This is a genomic window from Pseudomonas sp. BN607, from assembly GCF_029871175.1.
Taxonomy (GTDB): domain Bacteria; phylum Pseudomonadota; class Gammaproteobacteria; order Pseudomonadales; family Pseudomonadaceae; genus Aquipseudomonas.
This window is the reverse complement of record NZ_SSOE01000015.1, coordinates 32,852-51,273: the sequence shown is the minus strand read 5'-3', so window position 1 is coordinate 51,273 and position 18,422 is coordinate 32,852. Positions and strand designations below refer to the sequence as shown.

At 62.3% G+C, this 18,422-nt stretch carries 16 protein-coding genes and 1 pseudogene; 10 read left to right on the top strand and 7 right to left on the bottom strand.

The window, feature by feature from the left end:
- Window positions 1-84: 84 nt before the first annotated feature.
- Window positions 85-217, top strand: a pseudogene (locus E8E68_RS00335) (dipeptide ABC transporter ATP-binding protein); the annotation flags it as partial.
- Between the two features lie 401 nt (window positions 218-618).
- Here the strand turns inward: E8E68_RS00335 and E8E68_RS00330 are convergent.
- Window positions 619-1,518: a hypothetical protein gene (locus tag E8E68_RS00330; protein WP_280339092.1), complete on the bottom strand. Its 900-nt coding sequence runs from the start codon at window positions 1,516-1,518 to the stop codon at window positions 619-621.
- 212 nt (window positions 1,519-1,730) lie between these two features.
- Here E8E68_RS00330 and E8E68_RS00325 point away from each other — a divergent pair, with 212 nt between their 5' ends.
- From E8E68_RS00325 to E8E68_RS00310, 4 genes are all read left to right on the top strand, one after another.
- On the top strand, window positions 1,731-2,531 hold the full coding sequence (locus E8E68_RS00325) for a nuclear transport factor 2 family protein (protein ID WP_280339090.1): 801 nt from the start codon (window positions 1,731-1,733) through the stop codon (window positions 2,529-2,531).
- 64 nt (window positions 2,532-2,595) lie between these two features.
- Window positions 2,596-4,002, top strand: coding sequence for an FAD-binding oxidoreductase (locus tag E8E68_RS00320; RefSeq protein ID WP_266028492.1), 1,407 nt, complete (start codon window positions 2,596-2,598; stop codon window positions 4,000-4,002).
- A 33-nt stretch (window positions 4,003-4,035) separates the two neighbouring features.
- Window positions 4,036-4,377 (top strand): cupin domain-containing protein, encoded by a 342-nt coding sequence (locus E8E68_RS00315; RefSeq protein WP_266028493.1) that lies wholly within the window; start codon window positions 4,036-4,038, stop codon window positions 4,375-4,377.
- Window positions 4,378-4,429: 52 nt separating this feature from the next.
- Complete coding sequence (locus tag E8E68_RS00310) at window positions 4,430-5,509, top strand: polyamine ABC transporter substrate-binding protein (protein ID WP_266028494.1); 1,080 nt, start codon at window positions 4,430-4,432, stop codon at window positions 5,507-5,509.
- A gap of 117 nt (window positions 5,510-5,626) precedes the next feature.
- Here E8E68_RS00310 and E8E68_RS00305 read toward each other — a convergent pair whose 3' ends face one another.
- Window positions 5,627-7,210 carry a peptide chain release factor 3 gene (locus E8E68_RS00305; RefSeq protein ID WP_003248481.1) on the bottom strand — a complete coding sequence of 528 codons (1,584 nt, stop codon included), beginning with the start codon at window positions 7,208-7,210 and terminating at the stop codon, window positions 5,627-5,629.
- 475 nt (window positions 7,211-7,685) lie between these two features.
- Here E8E68_RS00305 and E8E68_RS00300 point away from each other — a divergent pair, with 475 nt between their 5' ends.
- Genes E8E68_RS00300 through E8E68_RS00285 form a run of 4 tightly spaced genes read left to right on the top strand, consistent with a single transcriptional unit; the run spans window position 7,686 to window position 11,128 of the window.
- Complete coding sequence (locus E8E68_RS00300; RefSeq protein WP_003248483.1) at window positions 7,686-8,399, top strand: ABC transporter permease; 714 nt, start codon at window positions 7,686-7,688, stop codon at window positions 8,397-8,399.
- A 13-nt stretch (window positions 8,400-8,412) separates the two neighbouring features.
- Window positions 8,413-9,324 carry a glycine betaine ABC transporter substrate-binding protein gene (locus E8E68_RS00295; protein WP_110744911.1) on the top strand — a complete coding sequence of 304 codons (912 nt, stop codon included), beginning with the start codon at window positions 8,413-8,415 and terminating at the stop codon, window positions 9,322-9,324.
- Entirely contained in the window at window positions 9,321-9,974 is a 654-nt protein-coding gene (locus tag E8E68_RS00290) for an ABC transporter permease (protein WP_003248487.1), read from the top strand. The genes E8E68_RS00295 and E8E68_RS00290 overlap by 4 nt, the downstream gene beginning before the upstream one ends.
- Window positions 9,971-11,128 (top strand): ABC transporter ATP-binding protein, encoded by a 1,158-nt coding sequence (locus tag E8E68_RS00285; RefSeq protein ID WP_110744912.1) that lies wholly within the window; start codon window positions 9,971-9,973, stop codon window positions 11,126-11,128. Before E8E68_RS00290 ends, E8E68_RS00285 begins: the two co-directional genes overlap by 4 nt.
- Before the next feature lie 127 nt (window positions 11,129-11,255).
- Here E8E68_RS00285 and E8E68_RS00280 read toward each other — a convergent pair whose 3' ends face one another.
- From E8E68_RS00280 to E8E68_RS00270, 3 genes are all read right to left on the bottom strand, one after another.
- The gene (locus E8E68_RS00280; protein ID WP_280339080.1) at window positions 11,256-13,685 is read right to left on the bottom strand and encodes a TonB-dependent siderophore receptor; all 2,430 of its coding nucleotides are present in this window, start codon (window positions 13,683-13,685) and stop codon (window positions 11,256-11,258) included.
- A 107-nt stretch (window positions 13,686-13,792) separates the two neighbouring features.
- Window positions 13,793-14,755 (bottom strand): FecR family protein, encoded by a 963-nt coding sequence (locus tag E8E68_RS00275; RefSeq protein ID WP_266028499.1) that lies wholly within the window; start codon window positions 14,753-14,755, stop codon window positions 13,793-13,795.
- Between the two features lie 20 nt (window positions 14,756-14,775).
- On the bottom strand, window positions 14,776-15,273 hold the full coding sequence (locus E8E68_RS00270) for a sigma-70 family RNA polymerase sigma factor (RefSeq protein WP_110744915.1): 498 nt from the start codon (window positions 15,271-15,273) through the stop codon (window positions 14,776-14,778).
- Between the two features lie 494 nt (window positions 15,274-15,767).
- Here E8E68_RS00270 and E8E68_RS00265 point away from each other — a divergent pair, with 494 nt between their 5' ends.
- Entirely contained in the window at window positions 15,768-16,931 is a 1,164-nt protein-coding gene (locus E8E68_RS00265) for a type III PLP-dependent enzyme (protein WP_016713187.1), read from the top strand.
- Window positions 16,932-16,986: 55 nt separating this feature from the next.
- On the opposite strand, the gene E8E68_RS00260 is transcribed toward E8E68_RS00265, so the two are convergent.
- Both E8E68_RS00260 and E8E68_RS00255 read right to left on the bottom strand, forming a co-directional pair.
- A complete protein-coding gene (locus tag E8E68_RS00260) occupies window positions 16,987-17,736 on the bottom strand; it encodes a tetratricopeptide repeat protein (protein ID WP_266028502.1) in 750 nt (249 codons plus the stop codon).
- 3 nt (window positions 17,737-17,739) lie between these two features.
- Window positions 17,740-18,420 carry a Fe2+-dependent dioxygenase gene (locus E8E68_RS00255; protein ID WP_110744917.1) on the bottom strand — a complete coding sequence of 227 codons (681 nt, stop codon included), beginning with the start codon at window positions 18,418-18,420 and terminating at the stop codon, window positions 17,740-17,742.
- Window positions 18,421-18,422: the final 2 nt, after the last annotated feature.

The following is an 18,422-nucleotide window of genomic DNA, read 5'->3' as shown; positions in this document are numbered from 1 at the left end:
CCCCAAAGCTTCTGGATTCGCGAAGGCGATAAAGTCAAAAAGCATGGAGAATTTCGTCGGGATAGAGGACCTGCATCTTTTGCGATGAATTCGCCGGATGGGTGTACGTTTCACAAGGGCTGTCCGTATGCGACCGTACGGTGCCAAGGAGGTGCCGGCGCTGAGGCAGGTGAGTACGCGACAGGTTGCCTGCCACTATGCGGAGCAGTTTCTCTAGGCGTTGAGTTGTCGGGTCTGCTTCCCAGCCCTTTTGCGACACAAGGCCCCACCTTGATCGCGCCAGCTTTCAGGTGTTGTGCAAGCCAGTTGTCTCCTCAGGAACTGCTCAAGCCTGCGGCGTACCTGAGCGGGCTTGCCCGCGAATAATCCAACACGGTGGATAGCACCGGCTCCGCCGGTGTTCGCGGGACAAGCCCGCTCCCACAAGGATCACGCTAGATTCTAGAAATTGAGCAAGACAGTTGCTCCCCCCAGGGTGGGAGCAGAGCAGCCTTTTGTCGCGAAGGGCGGCCTAAGCCGCCCTTCTGATCAGTGCATGAACAGGGCAATCAGGATGATCACGGGGATCGGTACCCCAAGCATCCACAGCAGTATCGAGCGCATAGTGATTCTCCTTGCTTAACGTTGAACGGTGCGGTGAGTAACGTAGTCGCCTTCAACCCACTGCACCCGGTCACGCAGACGACCGCCATACAGGGCAGCCAAGCTGGCGAAGAAGGCCCCACACAGCAACGCGACGAAGGTCCACAGCGCTGTCCAGGCAGCAACTTTGGCAGCGGTTTCAGCCGCTTGTTTGGCATCGGTTTTCAGTTGTTGTACCTGGGCCATCACCTGGTCCACGCGCGCTTCAGCTTCGGCCTGGGTCAGGCGAGTGCGTTGCGCAACCAACTGCGCCAGGTAAGCACGGTCTTCGGCGGGCAACGCACCGTCCCCTGCAATACCCTTGGCCAGAATGCGTGCGGCTACGCCATTTGCAGCATCCTCGCTGACCGGCGCCGGGCCGTCGCCACGGAACAAGCTATCGACGAAGTAGCCCATCGAGTCGTTGTCGCTACCGGTTGCCGACGAAGCACCCGCGGCGGCGGATACGGTGGCCGCCTGGGAAGCCGCACTGGCACCGGCACCCACCAGATTACCTGCAGCACCCAGTATCAGCATCGCCGCCACCAAAGTGGCCACCGCCCAAGACAGGAAGCCATGCGCGGTATCACGAAAGTACACTTCATCGCCGTGCAGGTTGGCCCACTTCACCCGCAGCCGACCCGCGATATAACCGCCAAGGCCTGAAGCAATGATTTGGGTCACCAGCAGCCAGACGATGGTCGAAACGCCCAGGGCTTTCGCACTCGCGCCTTCGTCAGCCCAAGGCGAGGTGGCCGCAAAGCCAAGGCCGGCGCCCAGTACCACCAGTATCAGGGACACCGACGCGGCGGCAGCCGCGCCAGCGAAGATCGCCGCCCAGGAAACACCTGAGCGGCTTTGCGTATCTACAACGGGATAGTCGGCAGGGGTGATCATGATGTGTGCGCCTTATGTTGTTAGCGAAAATTCCATTCGCGCATTAACCATTGCAGCGGCTGTGCCAGTTGTGACAAAAAATGACGCCCATACAAATCAATGAGTTAGAAAGCTCCGCTGAATCAGGACCGTGCAAAATGCGCGACTGGCGCTAATGCATCAGGTGTTCTGCATTCTTGTAACAAGGCCAGTCGACGGGGCATGATTCGGTCATGACGCTTCCCGACGACGCTGCCCAGACCCCGCTCACCGCCGACACCGTGCTGCGCTACCACCTCTGCTGGAAGCATCGCGACCTCGACGGTGTCATGGCGCTCTACCACCCCGATATCCAGTACCACGACTTCTTCCAGAACCGCGTGCTCGGCCACCAGGAACTGCGCGACTACGTACGCGCCTGCCTGCCCCATGAAGCCGGCGAGGACATCGTCCACAGCGACCGCATCCGCGTCGATGGCTGCACCGCGTTCATCCAGTATCAGGTCACGGTGCAGGGCGGCGACGGCCTGGTGGCGTTCCAGTCCAGCGAGGCGATCACCGTCAGGGACGGCCTGATCTGGCGGGTCAACGAGTACGCCACGCTGGTACGCCAACATGGCAATGGCCTGGTCAGCAGCGGCCCGCGCCCGGCCACCAGCCGCCTGGGCCTGTCACCGCGGCAGCTGTCGACCATGGCCCAGGACCTGGAGCACTACTTCCAGCGCCAGCGCCCGTACCTGGACCCAGAACTGGACCTGCAGCAAGTAGCGGAAGCCAGCGGGTACAGCCGCAACCAGATTTCCTACCTGCTTAACCAGGTGCTCGGGCAAAGCTTCTACCGCTACGTCAACCAGGCGCGGCTGCAGCACCTGATGGCCTGCCTGGACGACGACAGCGTCGAAACGCCGATCGACGACCTGGCATACAACGCCGGTTTCAACTCGCTGTCGGCGTTCTACAAGTGCTTCCGCGAACACACCGGGCTCACGCCCAAGGCCTACCTGAAGCAAATTTCCCTGCGTGCACGCACGTAAGACAGCCGCCCACTGACACCACTAGCATCGCCCACAGACCTTGACGGATGTGGAGCCAAACCCGATGCAACCCCTGCGCACGCTCAGCCTTTGGATGGACCAGCTCGACGAGCCACTGTGCGCCCGCCCAGCCCTGCGCGACGACCTGGACGCGGATGTGTGCATCATCGGTGCCGGCTACACCGGCCTGTGGACCGCCTATTACCTCAAGCGCCAGGCACCCCAGCTGAACATTGCAGTCATCGATGCCAACATCGCCGGTTTCGGCGCCTCGGGGCGCAACGGCGGCTGGCTGATGGGCAACCTGCTTGGCGAAGACCGCCTGCTTGCCAGCCTGTCGCCACAACAGCGACGCAGCAGTATCGACCTGCTGCACGGTATTCCCGATGAAGTACACCGCGTGCTGCAGCGCGAAGGCATCGACTGCGACTACCGCAAAGGCGGTGTGCTGTACTGCGCCGCGCGCTACCCGGAACAGGAGCGCAGCCTGCGTGGCTACCTCGATGACTTGTATCGCCAGGGCATGACCGAGGACGACTATCGCTGGTTGCGCCCCGAACAGCTGGACGCCCAGCTGCGGGTCAGCAACGCCTATGGCGCCATCTACAGCCCGCACACCGCCACCATTCAGCCCGCCAAGCTGGTGCGCGGGCTGGCCCGGGCAGTTGAGGCGCTGGGCGTACCGATCTACGAGAACACCCCGGCCATCGATTGGCAGCCCGGCGAGGTACGTACTCCGCTGGCGCGCATCCGCTGCCAATGGATGGTGCCCGCCGTGGAGGGTTATGCAGCCAGCCTGCCGCCGCTGGGCAAACATCAGCTGCCGGTACAGAGCCTGCTGGTAGCCACCGAGCCGTTGCCGGAAACCACCTGGGAGCAGATTGGCCTGAGCCAGGGCCAGGCCTTCAGTGAAAGCAGCCGCCAAGTCACCTATGGCCAGCGGACTGCTGACAACCGCCTGGTGTTCGGCGCACGGGGTGGCTACCGCTTTGGTGGCCGCCTACGCGAAAACTTCAACCTCGACGAGCACGAAATCGAGCTGCGCCGCTACCTGTTCAGCGAGCTGTTCCCACAGCTCAAGCACGTGCGCATCACCCATTCGTGGGGCGGTAACCTCGGCATGGCGCGGCGCTTCCGCCCGCACATGCTCTGCGACCGCCAGCGCGGCATCGCCCTGGCCGGCGGCTACGGCGGCGAAGGCGTCGGTGCCACCAACCTGGGCGGACGCACCCTGGCAGCGCTGATCCTCAACCAGCACAACGAGCTGACCGCGCAACCCTGGGTACTCGACAACCGACCCGTATCAAGCCTGGCCAGCTGGCCACCCGAACCCTGCCGCTGGCTGGGCTACAACGCGATCATCCAGAGTTTCGTCCACGAGGACCGGACCCTCGCCAACCCCGCCAGTGCGCCGTGGAGGCGGCGCCTGGCCAGCAACCTTGCGGACCTCATGGAAGGCTTCATGCACTGACTTCCCTTTTACCCGACACAGGATCCACCGGTCATGAGCATCACCCAGTTCAAGAACACCGACAGCGCCGTGCTCGACAGTTCCAACCCCGTTGCGGTACCGCTCGGCGAGCCAGTGGCCGTGACCTCGGTCAACAGCGTGGAGCGCAGCGATGGCGTCGAAACCGGCATCTGGGAATGCACCCCAGGGCGCTGGCGGCGGCAGATCGTGCAACAGGAGTTCTGCCATTTCATCAAGGGCCGCTGCACCTTCACCCCGGACGGTGGCGAGCCCTTGGTCATAGAAGCCGGAGACGCACTGATGCTACCGGCCAACAGCACCGGCACCTGGGATATCCAGGAGACCGTGCGCAAGACCTACGTACTTATCTTCTGATCCGCTGATCGCCTGCCTTCGATAACAACAGACAAAGCAAGGTAAACCCGACATGCGCACACTCCTTCTCGCCCCCTTGATGCTGGCCGCCAGCGTGGCCGGTGCCGCCGAAACGGTAAAGATCTACAACTGGTCCAGCTACGTTGCCCCGGACACGCTGAAGAACTTCCAGCAAGCCAGCGGTATCGTGCCCACCTACGACGTATACGACAGCAACGAAACCCTCGACGGCAAGCTGATGACCGGCAACTCCGGCTACGACGTGGTGTTTCCCTCCAACCACTTCATGGCCCGGCAGATTCAGGGCAAGGCCCTGAAGCGCCTGGACAAGTCGCAGTTACCCAACTGGCACAACCTCAACCCGGTGCTGCTCAAAGCGCTGGAGGTCAACGACCCGGGCAACCAGTACGGCTTCCCGTACCTATGGGGCAGTACCGGCATCGGCTACAACATCGACAAGGTCAAGGCGGTGCTCGGCGACAACGCGCCCGTGGACTCCTGGGACCTGATCTTCAAGCCCGAGTACATGAGCAAGCTGAAAAGCTGTGGCGTCGCGGTGCTGGACAACGGCCCCGAACTGCTGCCGATCGCCCTGCACTACCTGGGCCTGCCGCACCACAGCCAGAACCCGGCGGACTACGACAAGGCCAAGGCGCTGCTGATGCAGGTACGGCCGTACATCAGCTATTTCCACTCGTCCAAGTACACCGGCGACCTGGCCAACGGCGATATCTGCGTGGTGGTGGGCTTCTCGGGGGATGTGCTGCAGGCGAAGAACCGTGCCGACGAGGCGAACAATGGCGTGAAGGTGGGCTATTCGATTCCCAAGGAAGGCGCGCCGATGTGGTTCGACATGGTGGCCATGCCGGCCGATGCACCCGATGAAAAGGCCGGGTATGCCTACATGAACTACCTGCTGCAGCCGGAGGTGATGGCCAACATCAGCAACCATGTGCAATACGCAAACGGCAACCTCAAGGCAGATGGGCTGGTAGACCCGGCAATGAAGGGCAATACGATGATTTACCCGAGCGACGAGGTGATGGGCAAGCTGTATGCGCTGGAGGCGATGCCGGCGAAGATCGACCGTATTCGTACGCGAATCTGGACCAGTATCAAAGCCGGTAACTGATTTCAGTCGTTACGACGTCCTTGTGGGAGCGGGTTTACCCGCGAATGCAGTGTTGAATCTACCGATGCATTCGCGGGTAAACCCGCTCCCACAGAGGTCAAGAGCAAGCTCTCGAGATCAGTGGTGCTCCCGGGTAGCGCGGAACTTGATGTCCGGCCAGCGCTCTTCCATCAACGCCAGGTTGACCCGGGTCGGCGCCAGGTAGGTCAGGTGACCGCCGCCGTCGATGGCCAGGTTTTCCATGGCCTTGGTCTGGAATTCCTCGAGCTTCTTCTTGTCATCGCAGCTGATCCAGCGCGCCGACCAGACGGTGATAGGCTCGTAAGCGCACTCGACCTTGTACTCTTCCTTCAGGCGGCTGGCGACCACGTCGAACTGCAGCACACCGACCGCACCGAGGATGATGTCGTTGCTGCGCTCAGGGAAGAACACCTGTGTAGCACCTTCTTCGGCAAGCTGCTGCAGGCCTTGACGCAGTTGCTTGGATTTCAGCGGGTCTTTCAGGCGTACGCGGCGGAACAGCTCCGGCGCGAAGTGCGGGATACCGGTGAAGCCCAGCGCCTCGCCTTCGGTGAAAGTGTCGCCGATCTGGATGGTGCCGTGGTTGTGCAGGCCGATGATGTCACCGGCAAAGGCTTCTTCCAGCTGCTCACGCTCAGAGGAGAAGAAGGTCAGCGCATCGCCGATGCGCAGGTCCTTGTTCAACCGCACATGGCGCATTTTCATGCCCTTCTCGTACTTGCCCGAGCAGATACGCATGAAGGCGATACGGTCGCGGTGTTTCGGGTCCATGTTCGCCTGGATCTTGAACACGAAGCCGGTGAACTTCTCTTCCACAGGCTCCACGGTGCGCTCGTGGGCAACACGGCCAAGCGGACGCGGCGCCCAGTCGACCACCGCGTCGAGCACGTGGTCGACACCGAAGTTGCCCAGCGCAGTACCGAAGAACACCGGGGTCAGCTGACCGTTGATGAACTCTTCCTGGTTGAACTCGTGGCAAGCGCCCTGCACCAGTTCCAGTTGCTCGACGAACGAATCGTACTGGTCGCCCAGGTGGGCGCGCGCTTCGTCCGAGTCCAGCTTCTGGATGATCTTGGCTTCGGTGCGCTCGTGGCCGTGGCCCGGGGTGTACACCACGATGTAGTCACCGGTCAGGTGGTACACACCCTTGAAGTCGCGGTAGCAACCAATCGGCCAGGTGATTGGCGCGGCCTTGATCTTCAAAACGGCTTCGATCTCGTCGAGCAGTTCGATCGGGTCGCGGATGTCACGGTCGAGTTTGTTGATGAAGCTGACGATAGGCGTGTCACGCAGGCGGCACACGTCCATCAGGGCGATGGTCCGCGGCTCTACACCTTTACCGCCGTCGAGCACCATCAGCGCCGAGTCCACCGCGGTCAGGGTGCGGTAGGTGTCTTCCGAGAAGTCTTCGTGGCCGGGGGTGTCGAGCAGGTTGATCATGTGCTCGCGGTACGGGAACTGCATCACCGAGGTGGTGATGGAGATGCCGCGCTGCTTCTCCATTTCCATCCAGTCGGAGGTGGCGTGGCGGTCGGACTTGCGCGACTTCACGGTACCGGCGACGGCAATGGCCTTGCCCATCAGCAGCAGCTTCTCGGTGATGGTGGTCTTACCGGCGTCGGGGTGGGAAATGATTGCGAAAGTGCGGCGCTTCGCGACTTCGGCGGCCTGGTTGGTCATGGGAAATCGCCTGACTGGGGGATTTGAAAGGGGCAGTATCATACCTGAAGTTGGGCCTGGACCAAAATCTGCGGAAGTAGGCGCGGGTTTACCCGCGAAGATGCCGGCACAGACAAAAGAAATCCAACAGACCATCGCTTTATCACGACAAATGACCAAAGCGCAGTTATTTCAACGCCTGCAGCCCATTAAGGCGCTGTTTTTTCTCGCTATAAATCCTGCCACCCAGCGATTAACACTGGCCAAATGCCGCCTCAGATGGGAACCTTTACACCCACGGAGACGTCCACTCCCCTGCAACCCGCTTCGGTTGGGGACTGGTTTCATCAGCATTTTCGGGCCCGACGGGGTTCGGCTCATGGCCTGATCGCAGCCTTCGGCTTGCATCTCGCTGCTACTCGCGAACACACCACCCGCCGCCAGGATTGGCCGGCTTCCAAGAAGTGTGCTCGCCGACAACACAAGGAGTCCGCCTGTGGCTAAACGCTACGGAAAGGGGCTGTTGGGATGGGCCGCCGTGCTCGTCATCCTGGCCCTGCTGGTCCACTGGATCGGCATCGACACGATCGCGCGTTATCGCGACGATCTTGGGTTCTACCTGCAAGCGCACCTGGTATTGGTGCTGGCTTCGATGGCGGCGGCGTTGGCCGTGGGCATCCCCGCCGGCATTGCGTTAAGTCGACCGCACCGGGTCGACAAAGCCGAGCGCTTCATGCAGTTCTTCAACGTTGGCAACACCATTCCCCCCCTTGCCGTTCTGGCCATCGCCCTGAGTATCCTGGGCATCGGCGCCGGGCCTGCGATCTTCGCACTGTTCCTCGCGTCCCTCCTGCCCATCGTGCGCAACACCTACGAAGGCCTGAAAAACGTCCCCGCCTCGCTCAAGGAAGCCGCTACCGGCATCGGCATGACCCCGCGCCAGCAACTCTGGCAGGTGGAGCTGCCCAACGCGGTGCCGATCATCGTCGGCGGCGTACGCGTGGCCCTGGCGCTGAACGTGGGCACCGCGCCGCTGGCATTCCTGATCGGCGCCAACAGCCTGGGCAGCCTGATCTTCCCCGGCATTGCCCTGAACAACCAGCCGCAGCTGCTGCTGGGGGCCGCCTGCACCGCGCTGCTGGCACTGGTGCTGGACGCAGCGGTGAGTTTCTCCAGCAGGCGCTGGCTGGAACGTGGCCTGGCCCAATAAGGATAGGAAACGCATGAAGAAGAGAATCGCCTTGCTGCTGGGCGCGGCCCTGCTGTTCGCAGGAGTTGCCCAGGCAGCGGAAAAACCCCTGGTGCGCATCGGCGCGCGGGTGTTCACCGAACAGACCGTGCTCGCCGAAATCACCGCGCAATACCTGCGCGCCAACGGCTTTGACGTACGCGTCACCACCGGCCTTGGCAGCAGCATCGCTCGCCAGGCCCAGGAAACCGGCCAGCTCGACCTGATGTGGGAATACACCGGGGTGTCGCTGGTGTCCTACAACCACATCGATGAGCGTATGCCCAGTGCCGAGGCCACCTACGCCAAGGTCAAGGAGCTGGATGCCAAGAAAGACCTGATCTGGCTGACCCCATCGAAATTCAGCAACACCTATGCCCTCGGCTTGCCGAAGCAGGTCGCCGAGGCCTACCCCCAGATCAATTCGATCAGCGACCTCAACCAGGTGCTGCGCGACGAGCGCAAGCGTAACCACCTGGTGGCCCTGGACACCGAGTTCGCCAACCGCCCCGACGGCCTGGTCGGGCTCAAGGAGATGTACGACCTGCAGGTCGGCCGCGCCAATATCCGCCAGATGGACGCAGGCCTGGTCTACACGGCCATGCACAACAACCAGGTGTTCGCAGGCCTGGTCTACACCACCGACGGTCGCCTGAGCGCGTTCAACCTCAAGCTGCTCGAAGACGACAAGCACTACTTCCCCGACTACACCGCCGCCCCGGTGGTGCGCAAGGCCGTGCTCGACGCCAACCCGCAACTGGTCGCCCTGCTCAAGCCACTGGCCGAGCAGCTCGATGACGAGACCATGCGCCAGCTCAATGCCAAGGTCGACGTGGACCACCAGAACCCGTCCGCAGTGGCCGCCGCCTTCCTGCGAGAGCATCCCCTCAAGGAGGTACAGCCATGAGCCTGCTCGACACGTTCGCCCACCTCGACTGGGCCCAGGTGCTGCAACTGACCTGGCAGCACATCATGCTGGTCGGCATCGCCGTCGGCCTGGCGATCCTCGTTGGCGTGCCGCTGGGTATCCTGATGACCCGCTTCCCGGCGGTGGCCGGCCCGCTGCAGGCCAGCGCCACGGTGCTACTGACCATCCCATCGATTGCGTTGTTCGGCCTGCTGCTGCCGTTCTACTCCAAGTTCGGCCAGGGGCTGGGCCCCTTGCCGGCGATCACTGCCGTGTTTCTTTATTCGCTGCTGCCAATCATGCGCAACACCTACCTGGCCCTGACCAATGTCGAGCCCGGTATCCGTGAAGCCGCGCGTGGCATCGGCATGACCTTCGGCCAGCGCCTGCGCATGGTCGAGCTGCCCATCGCCGTGCCGGTGATCCTCGCCGGGGTGCGCACCGCCGTGGTGATGAACATCGGTGTGATGACCATTGCCGCCACCATCGGCGCTGGCGGCCTCGGCGTGCTGATTCTGACTTCCATCAGCCGCAGCGACATGTCGATGCTGCTGGTCGGCGCCGTACTGGTCAGCCTGCTGGCGATCATCGCCGACCTGCTGCTGCAAACCCTGCAACGTGCCCTGACTCCAGAAGGACTGCGCTCATGATCGAACTGAAGAACCTCAGCAAAACCTTCAACGTCAACGGCAAGGACGTCAAAGCCGTCGACTCGGTAAGCCTCACCGTCAACGAAGGGGAAATCTGCGTGTTCCTCGGCCCGTCGGGCTGCGGCAAGAGCACCACGCTGAAAATGATCAACCGCCTGATCACGCCGACCTCCGGCCAGGTGTTCATCAACGGCGAAGACACCACCGGCCTGGACGAAGTCACCCTGCGCCGGCACATCGGCTACGTGATCCAGCAGATCGGCCTGTTTCCCAACATGACCATCGAGGAGAACATCACCGTGGTCCCGCGCCTGCTTGGCTGGGATAAACAGAAATGCCACGAGCGCGCCCGCGAATTGATGCACATGATCAAGCTGGAGCCCAAGCAGTACCTGCAACGCTACCCACGCGAGCTTTCCGGTGGCCAGCAGCAGCGTATCGGCGTGATCCGTGCGCTGGCGGCAGAAGCGCCGGTACTGTTGATGGATGAACCGTTCGGCGCGGTCGACCCGATCAACCGCGAGATGATCCAGAACGAGTTCTTCGAGATGCAGCGGGCACTGAACAAGACCGTGATCATGGTCAGCCATGACATCGACGAAGCGATCAAGCTGGGCGACAAGATTGCCATCTTCCGTGCCGGCAAGCTGTTGCAACTGGATCACCCGGATACCCTGCTGGCGCACCCAGCGGATGATTTCGTGAGCAACTTCGTTGGCCAGGACAGCACCCTCAAACGCCTGTTGCTGGTGCGTGCCGAGGATGCGGCGGACAACGCGCCCTCGGTGAGCCCGGAAACACCGGTGAGCGACGCGCTGGAGCTGCTGGATGAGCACGACCGCCGCTACGTGGTAGTGACCGATGCACAGAACAAGGCCCTGGGCTACGTGCGCCGGCGCGACATGCACCGCCAGCAAGGCACTTGCGGTGATTTCCTGCGGCAGTTCAATGCCACGGCGTCGTACGATGAGCACTTGCGCATCCTGCTGTCGCGCATGTATGAGTTCAACCGCGCGTGGTTGCCAGTGCTGGATGCCGAGCAGGTATTCCTGGGCGAGGTGACTCAGGAATCGATCGCGGCGTACCTGAGCTCGGGGAGATCGCGCGGCGCCAAGACCAGTATCGTCTCGCCGGCCGAGGCAGTGGTTTCGTAATGCCGGGGGGCGCCTTGCGCCCCATTCGCGGGGCAAGCCCGCTCCCACAGGACGGCGTCGATATCAAGCCTGTGGGAGCGGGCTTGCCCCGCGAATGGGCCGCACAGCGGCCCCCGGCGAGTTCAGATCAGAACCCTACGCTAGCCTGCACATAGAAAGTCCGCGGCTCACCCACATAGAGGCCGGCATTGTTGTCGCTGGAGCGGGTGAAGTACTGCTTGTCGAACAGGTTCTTCACCCCCGCCGCCAGCTTCAGGTTGGACACTTCAGGCCCGAATTCATACCCACCGCGGGCATGCCAGGTCACATAACCCGGAATATCGCCATACTGCCCGTCGGCACTTGGCTCGGTAATGTAATCGCCATTGAAGCTGCCGTCGGCATTGATCCCAGTACCCGGCGCACGCTGCTTCGATTGGGCATAGGCGTCCAGGTTCCAGGTCCAGCGGTTAACGGCGTAACGCACCCCGGCAGTGGCCACCTGGCGCGAATAGAACGGCAGGTCACGGCCCTTGAAGCCCGGAATGTCCCCCTCATACGTAGCGCGGGTATAGGTATAGCCACCGCTCACCGAAAGCCCGTCCAGCCGCGGGTCCAGCCCGGCAAGGTCATAACGCACCGAAGCCTCGATGCCCTGGTGCTTGGTCGCACCGAGGTTGGTCCAGCCCACGTCGTTGCTGATGTACTGCAGCTCGTCATCAAAGTCGATGTAGAACGCGGTCAACTCACCGGCGAAACCACCGTTGTCATACCGGGTGCCGATTTCATAAGTCTTGGCCTTCTCCGGCTCCAGGCCATTGGCCGTGCTGTTGCCAGTACCGCCCTGGCCCAGCTGGAAGTACTGCAGGCTGCCAAACGAGGTCTCATAGTTGGCGAACACCTTCCACGCATCAGAGATGTGGTACATCACACTCAGCGCCGGCAGCGGCTCGTTGCTGGTGATGCTGCGCTTTTTCTCCGGCACTGGCTGACCGTTGGCGCCAAGCACCGGGCGATCGCGCCAGTCAGTGTTGATGTGCTCGAAGCGGATGCCCGGGGTGATAGTCCAGTTGCCCACATCGATCTTGTCGTCGATGTAGTAGGCGCTTGCCTCGGTGCCGCCACTGCGGTCCTGGAACACGTGGCCATCGGAAGTCGGGGTAGGCGTCGGTACATTGTCGATCAGCGCCAGACGAGTGGACTGCTCACGCATCGCTTCTTTCAGGTAGCGGTAACCGACGCTGACTTCCTGGGTGGTCGGGCCTGCGAAAAAGATCCGCGACAGCCGGGGCTCGATGGCGAAGGTGTGATAATTGCGCGGGTATGACGACAGGGTCTTCATGTCGCGCGCGGCAATGGCGCTGCCACGGAAGCTGTCGGTGTAGTAGGTCAGCACTTCGAACTGGGTGGCTTCGTCGAGCTGGCGCTGCCACTTGAACGACACATCCTTGCGGCGGCCGGCGAAGTAGTCGTAATCGCGTACCGACTGATACGGGTTGCTGTCGTACTGGGCCTGGGTCAGGCCGCCGGGCATGTCGGCACGGCCATCGTAGTAATGGAAGTTGAGCCAGAACTCATCGACGTCGGTCGGCGCCCAGTGGGTCTTGAGAATGACGTCGTCGATATCGTTGCCGTTATTGCTTTCGCGATAGCCGTTGCCGTTCACCCCGGTGTATAGCAACGCCACGCCCATGCCGTTTTCCGCCGTGCCGCCGACGAAGGCCGACTCGGTATGCTTCCAGCCACCATGCTGGGAGGTTTCCAGGGTGGTGGACAGCTCGGCCGAAGCCTTCTCGGGGATCGCCCGGGTGACGAAGTTGATCACCCCGCCGACGTTCTGCGGGCCATAGCGCACCGAGCCTGCGCCACGCACCACGTCGATGCTGTCGAGGTTGCCCGAGGAAATGGGCGCCATCGACAGCTGTGGCTGGCCATAGGGTGCGAAGGCTGCGGGTATGCCGTCGATCAGCACCGTGGAGCGCGGTGACAGGCGCGACGTCAGGCCGCGCACCCCAACGTTCAGCGACAGGTCACTACCGCCGGTGCCGTTGGAGTCCTGCACCTGCACACCCGGAATACCGCGCAGCACATCGCGCACGTTCATCGCGCCCTTCTCGACCATGGCCTCGCGGCGCACCACGGTGCGCGCGCCAGGGTGGTTCTGCACCACACTCTGCTGGGCATCCCCCAGCCAGTCACCGACCACCTTGATGTCCGTTGGTGCCAGCTCCAGGCTGCCGGTGGTCAAGGTGCCGTCGACCTGGGCCGGTTTGAGCACTACGGTGCCCTGGGACATTTCGTAGGTCAGGCCGCTGCCCTGCAACAATTGCTGCAGGGCTTGCTCAGGCGCCAATGGGCCGGACACGGCCGGGGCCTGCTTGCCAGCCACCAGTTCGGGGCTGAAGAACAGCTGCAGATTGGTCTGCTGGCCAAGCTGGTTCAGCGCCGAAGCCAGCGGCTGGGCCTGGATCTGGATCGGGCTGGCGGCCTGGACGGCCTGGCTATGGACGGCCGCGGCGCTGACCGCCAGGGCCAGCGCCAGGGCGCTCAAGCGTGGGAAGGGCTTGTTGTTGTTCACGTCGTCGAAACTTCCTGAATGCGGAATAAACGCCAACCGCGTGCAAATGGAAATGCTTGGCAGTTGCAGCTGGCGAGGAAGACGAACGAGCGGAAAAAAACCTGAATTTATTTCGCGACTATTTCGCGCGAGCCGTCTTCATGGGCCTTGATGGCCACCGGCAGGATGCTCGGCAAGGCGCGCAGCAACGCGTCAGTGTCGTCGGTGTTGAAGGTACTGGACAGGCGCAACTGGGCGGCTTTACCCGGGGCGACCCGCAATGGCTGGCTGCGGTAGCGCGAAGCTTCGGCCACCACATCGGCGAGGGTAGCGTTGTCGAACACCAGCTTGCCCTGCCGCCAGGCGGTGACGGCGCCGGTGTTCACCGCATAAGGTGCGGCTACCAGGCCTTGTGCATTTATATTCGAGCCCTGCCCAGCCGTCAGTTGTGCCAACGACGCACCCTGGCCCTGCACCCGTACCGAACCCTGCTCCACCGCCACTCGGGTGCTGGCCGGGTCCAGGCGCACATCGAAGCGCGTTCCGGTGACCGTCACGCGGCCTTGCGCAGTGTCGACCACGAACGGCCTGCTGCTGTCATGGGCGACGCTGAACATCACCTCACCGGCACTCAGGCGGATATGCCGCTGCCCGGCGCTGAAGTCGACTTGCAGTTGCGTACTGCCATTGAGCTCGAGCTGCGAGCCATCCGGCAATTCGACCTGGCGTCGCTCGTTGAAGGCAGTCTGCAAGCTGCCCTGATGGTTCAGTTGCTGGTAGTGCCAGCCGCCCCAGCCAAGGCCCAGCGCCAACACCGCGACACTGGCAGCCAGCGCCTGGCGCAGCAAACGCCGACGCGGCAACTGCTGTACCGGTGCCGGCTGGGCCAATGCTGCCAGGCGCTGGCGTGGGATGAAATCGGCGGCCTGCCACACCCGGCAGAGATGCTCGTATTCCTGGCGGTGACGCTCATCGCTGGCCAGCCAGGCACGCAACTGTTTCTGCAGCCCGGCATCCTTGGGCGCATCCTGCACACGGGCGAACCATGCGGCGGCCTGCTCGCGGACGGTTTCGCTACCGTGAGGTTTCATCGAAAAGGTCTCCTGACTCATCATGCCGACACATCCAGCTGCTCACGCAGGTGCCGAAGCGTGCGGATCATATACTTTTCGACCATGTTCTTGCTCAAGCCCATGCGCTCGGCGATTTCGGCCTGGGTCAGGCCCTCGAGCTTCTGCCAGATGAACACCTGCCGGCAGTTGAGTGGCAGCTCGGCCAGCGCCCGCTCCACGCTGTCAGCCAGCTCCAGCGCATGCACGTACGCCTCTGGGTCGCCACTGCCGGCAGCAGCGGCGTCGAAGACCCCCTGCTCCAGGGCCTGGCGGCGATCCTCGCGGCGAAAACCATCCACGGCAATGTTGCGTGCGGTCTGGTGCAAGTAGGCGCGTGGCTGCTCGACCCGCTCGCGCGGGTTTTCCAGTACCCGGACAAAGGCATCGTGGGTGAGGTCCTCGGCCTGCTGCCGACTGCGCAATTTGCGCGTCCAGGTGCCGATCAGCTCATGGTAGTGGTCGAGGAAGCCTTTGGGTCCGGACACGGTCGGGGTCATCAGGGAGGCAGACAAGGGTGCAAATAGTAATGTTTCTCATCAAAACCGGCAAATCCGCCAGTCGGTAACAAAAAATTTATAGGCGATTTCCTGTACGGGGGTACCAGGAAAATGTGGCCATAAATATGAACACCTCCGCCCTTTTCGCGGGCAAGCCCGCTCCCACATTGAACGCGTATCCCCTGTAGGAGCGGGCTTGTCCGCGAAGGGCCCAACACGCTCCATTCCACAATTTTTTACGCTTGAAACATCGCGGGGAACATCAGCCGGTCACACGAGTCGGTTATTCAAATGGCTGGTCGTCGATCAACGCCGATCACGCCCGGATTGCCTGTTGATTCTGCATTCTTCACGCCCTAAAGTGCGCGCCGAACGTCCATGCTGGAAACGATCCATCCGGCTCAAGTACTGAGTAGGCGAACCAAAGTGGGGATACGGAGGACGTTCAGTTTGCAGCCACTTATTCTTTTTGTTTGCCCATGGAGTCCCTGAGCATGTCGATCCAGGTCGAAGACTATTTCGCGCGTGACACCTTCCAGAAAATGAAGGCGTTCGCCGACAAGCAGGAAACCCCGTTCGTACTCATCGATACGCAGATGATCAGCCAGGCCTATGACGACCTGCGCGCCGGTTTCGAATTCGCCAAGGTCTACTACGCGGTCAAGGCCAACCCGGCCGTCGAGATCATCGACCTGCTCAAAGAGAAAGGCTCGAGCTTCGACATCGCCTCGATCTACGAGCTGGACAAAGTGCTGGGCCGCGGCGTCAGCGCCGACCGCATCAGCTACGGCAACACCATCAAGAAGTCCAAGGACATCCGCTACTTCTACGAGAAGGGTGTACGCCTGTATGCCACCGACTCGGAAGCCGACCTGCGCAACATCGCCAAGGCCGCCCCGGGTTCGAAAGTGTACGTGCGTATCCTGACCGAAGGCTCGACCACTGCCGACTGGCCGCTGTCGCGTAAGTTCGGCTGCCAGACCGACATGGCCATGGATCTGCTGATCCTCGCCCGCGACCTGGGCCTGGTGCCTTACGGCATCTCCTTCCACGTCGGTTCGCAGCAGCGCGACATCAGCGTATGGGACGCCGCCATCGCCAAGGTCAAGGTCATCTTCGAGCGCCTGAAGGAAGAAGACGGCATCGAGCTGAAGCTGATCAACATGGGTGGCGGCTTCCCGGCCAACTACATCACCCGGACCAACAGCCTGGAAACCTACGCCGAAGAGATCATTCGCTTCCTCAAGGAAGACTTCGGTGACGAACTGCCGGAAATCATCCTCGAGCCAGGCCGTTCGCTGATCGCCAACGCCGGTATCCTGGTCAGCGAAGTGGTGCTGGTTGCACGTAAGTCGCGTACCGCCGTCGAGCGCTGGATCTACACCGATGTGGGCAAGTTCTCTGGCCTGATCGAAACCATGGATGAAGCCATCAAGTTCCCGATCTGGACCGAGAAGAAAGGCGAAGCCGAGGAAGTGGTCATCGCCGGCCCGACTTGCGACAGCGCCGACATCATGTACGAAAACTACAAGTACGGCCTGCCGCTGAACCTGGCCATCGGTGACCGCCTGTACTGGCTGTCGACCGGCGCCTACACCACCAGCTACAGCGCAGTGGAATTCAACGGCTTCCCGCCGCTGAAGGCTTACTACCTGTAATGCAGAACGGGGCCGCAAGGCCCCGTTTTCATGTGTGCTCTCCTGTGCAGGCCTCTTACTCGCCGCGCCGCTCGATCTCTTCGGCATACCGTGCGGCAAAGGCCATCAACACCGGCCCCGCGCCCTGCAGGGTTACCAACGCAGCACGCAGGAAATTCATGTTCCCCGCAACCCGGGCCTGCTCCAGCCACTGCCCTGCCTCGGCCAACTGCCCGCGCTCGACCAACACCAACGCCAGGCTGAACATCCCGCGGAAATCCCCCGCCTCGGCCGAGCGTCGATACCAGCGCACCGCCCGCGCGGGGCTCGGTGCCGTGGCAATACCCTGCTCCAGGTAACGCCCATACAGGTTCATCGACTTGGCATGCCCCAACTGCGCAGCCTTTTCGTAACACATGAGCGCCTGCGCCTGATTGGCCGGCACCCCGCGCCCGGTAGCCAGCAGGTTACCCAGGTTGTAAAGGCCCCAGTCGAGCCCAGCGTCTGCGGCACGCGCATAATGAATGGCCGCCTGTTCCAGGCTTGGCTCCCCCCCCCAGCCATGCTCCAGGCAACGGCCGAGCATGTTGTGCGCCATGGGACTACCGCCCTGTGCAGCAATACCGAACCAACGGCGGGCAACGGTGGCATCCTCCTGGATACCACGGCCATCCAGCAGGATCTGCCCCAGCAGCAACTGTGCCTCGATCGCGCCCTGCCCCGCCGCTGCCAGAATTGCCTGGGCGGCCTTGCCGGGGCTCTCCTCGAGCATGGCCTGCAAGCCGGCCACATCCACTACTTCCTCACGTCGCAACTGATAGGACACGGCTCAGACCTCGGCCCAGCGGCGCAGCAGGTTGTGGTAGGTACCGGTCAACTGTAGCAGCGCAGGGTGCTCAGGTACGTCGGCTGTCAGTTGCTGGATGGCGTTATCCATCTCGAACAGCAACGCACGCTGGCTGTCCTCACGTACCAGGCTCTGGGTCCAGAAGAACGCGGCATAGCGTTGCCCACGGGTAACCGGGTTGACCTTGTGCAGGCTGGTACCGGGGTATAGCACCAGGTCACCGGCGGCCAACTTGACCTGCTGCTCGCCAAAGGTGTCCTGAATCACCAGCTCGCCGCCGTCGTAGCTGTCCGGGTCGCTGAGGAACAACGTCGAGGACAGGTCGGTGCGCACCCGCTCCGGGCTGCCCTTGGGCTGGCGCAAGGCATTGTCGATATGGAAACCGAAACTGCCGCCTTCGCGGTAGCAGTTGATCAGCGGCGGGAACACCTTGTGGGGCAAGGCTGCCGACATGAAGCGTGGGGTTTTCCACAGGCGGTCGATCAGCGCACTACCGATTTCCTTGGCCAGCGCATGGCCTTCTGGCAGCTGCAGGTTGTGCTTGGCCTTGGCTGACTGGTAGCCAGCCGTAACCTTGCCGTCGGCCCAGTCGGCCTGCTCCAGCGCCTTGCGGATACGGGCCAGTTCATCTGCGTCGAACAGGCCTGGGATGTGAAGCAGCATGG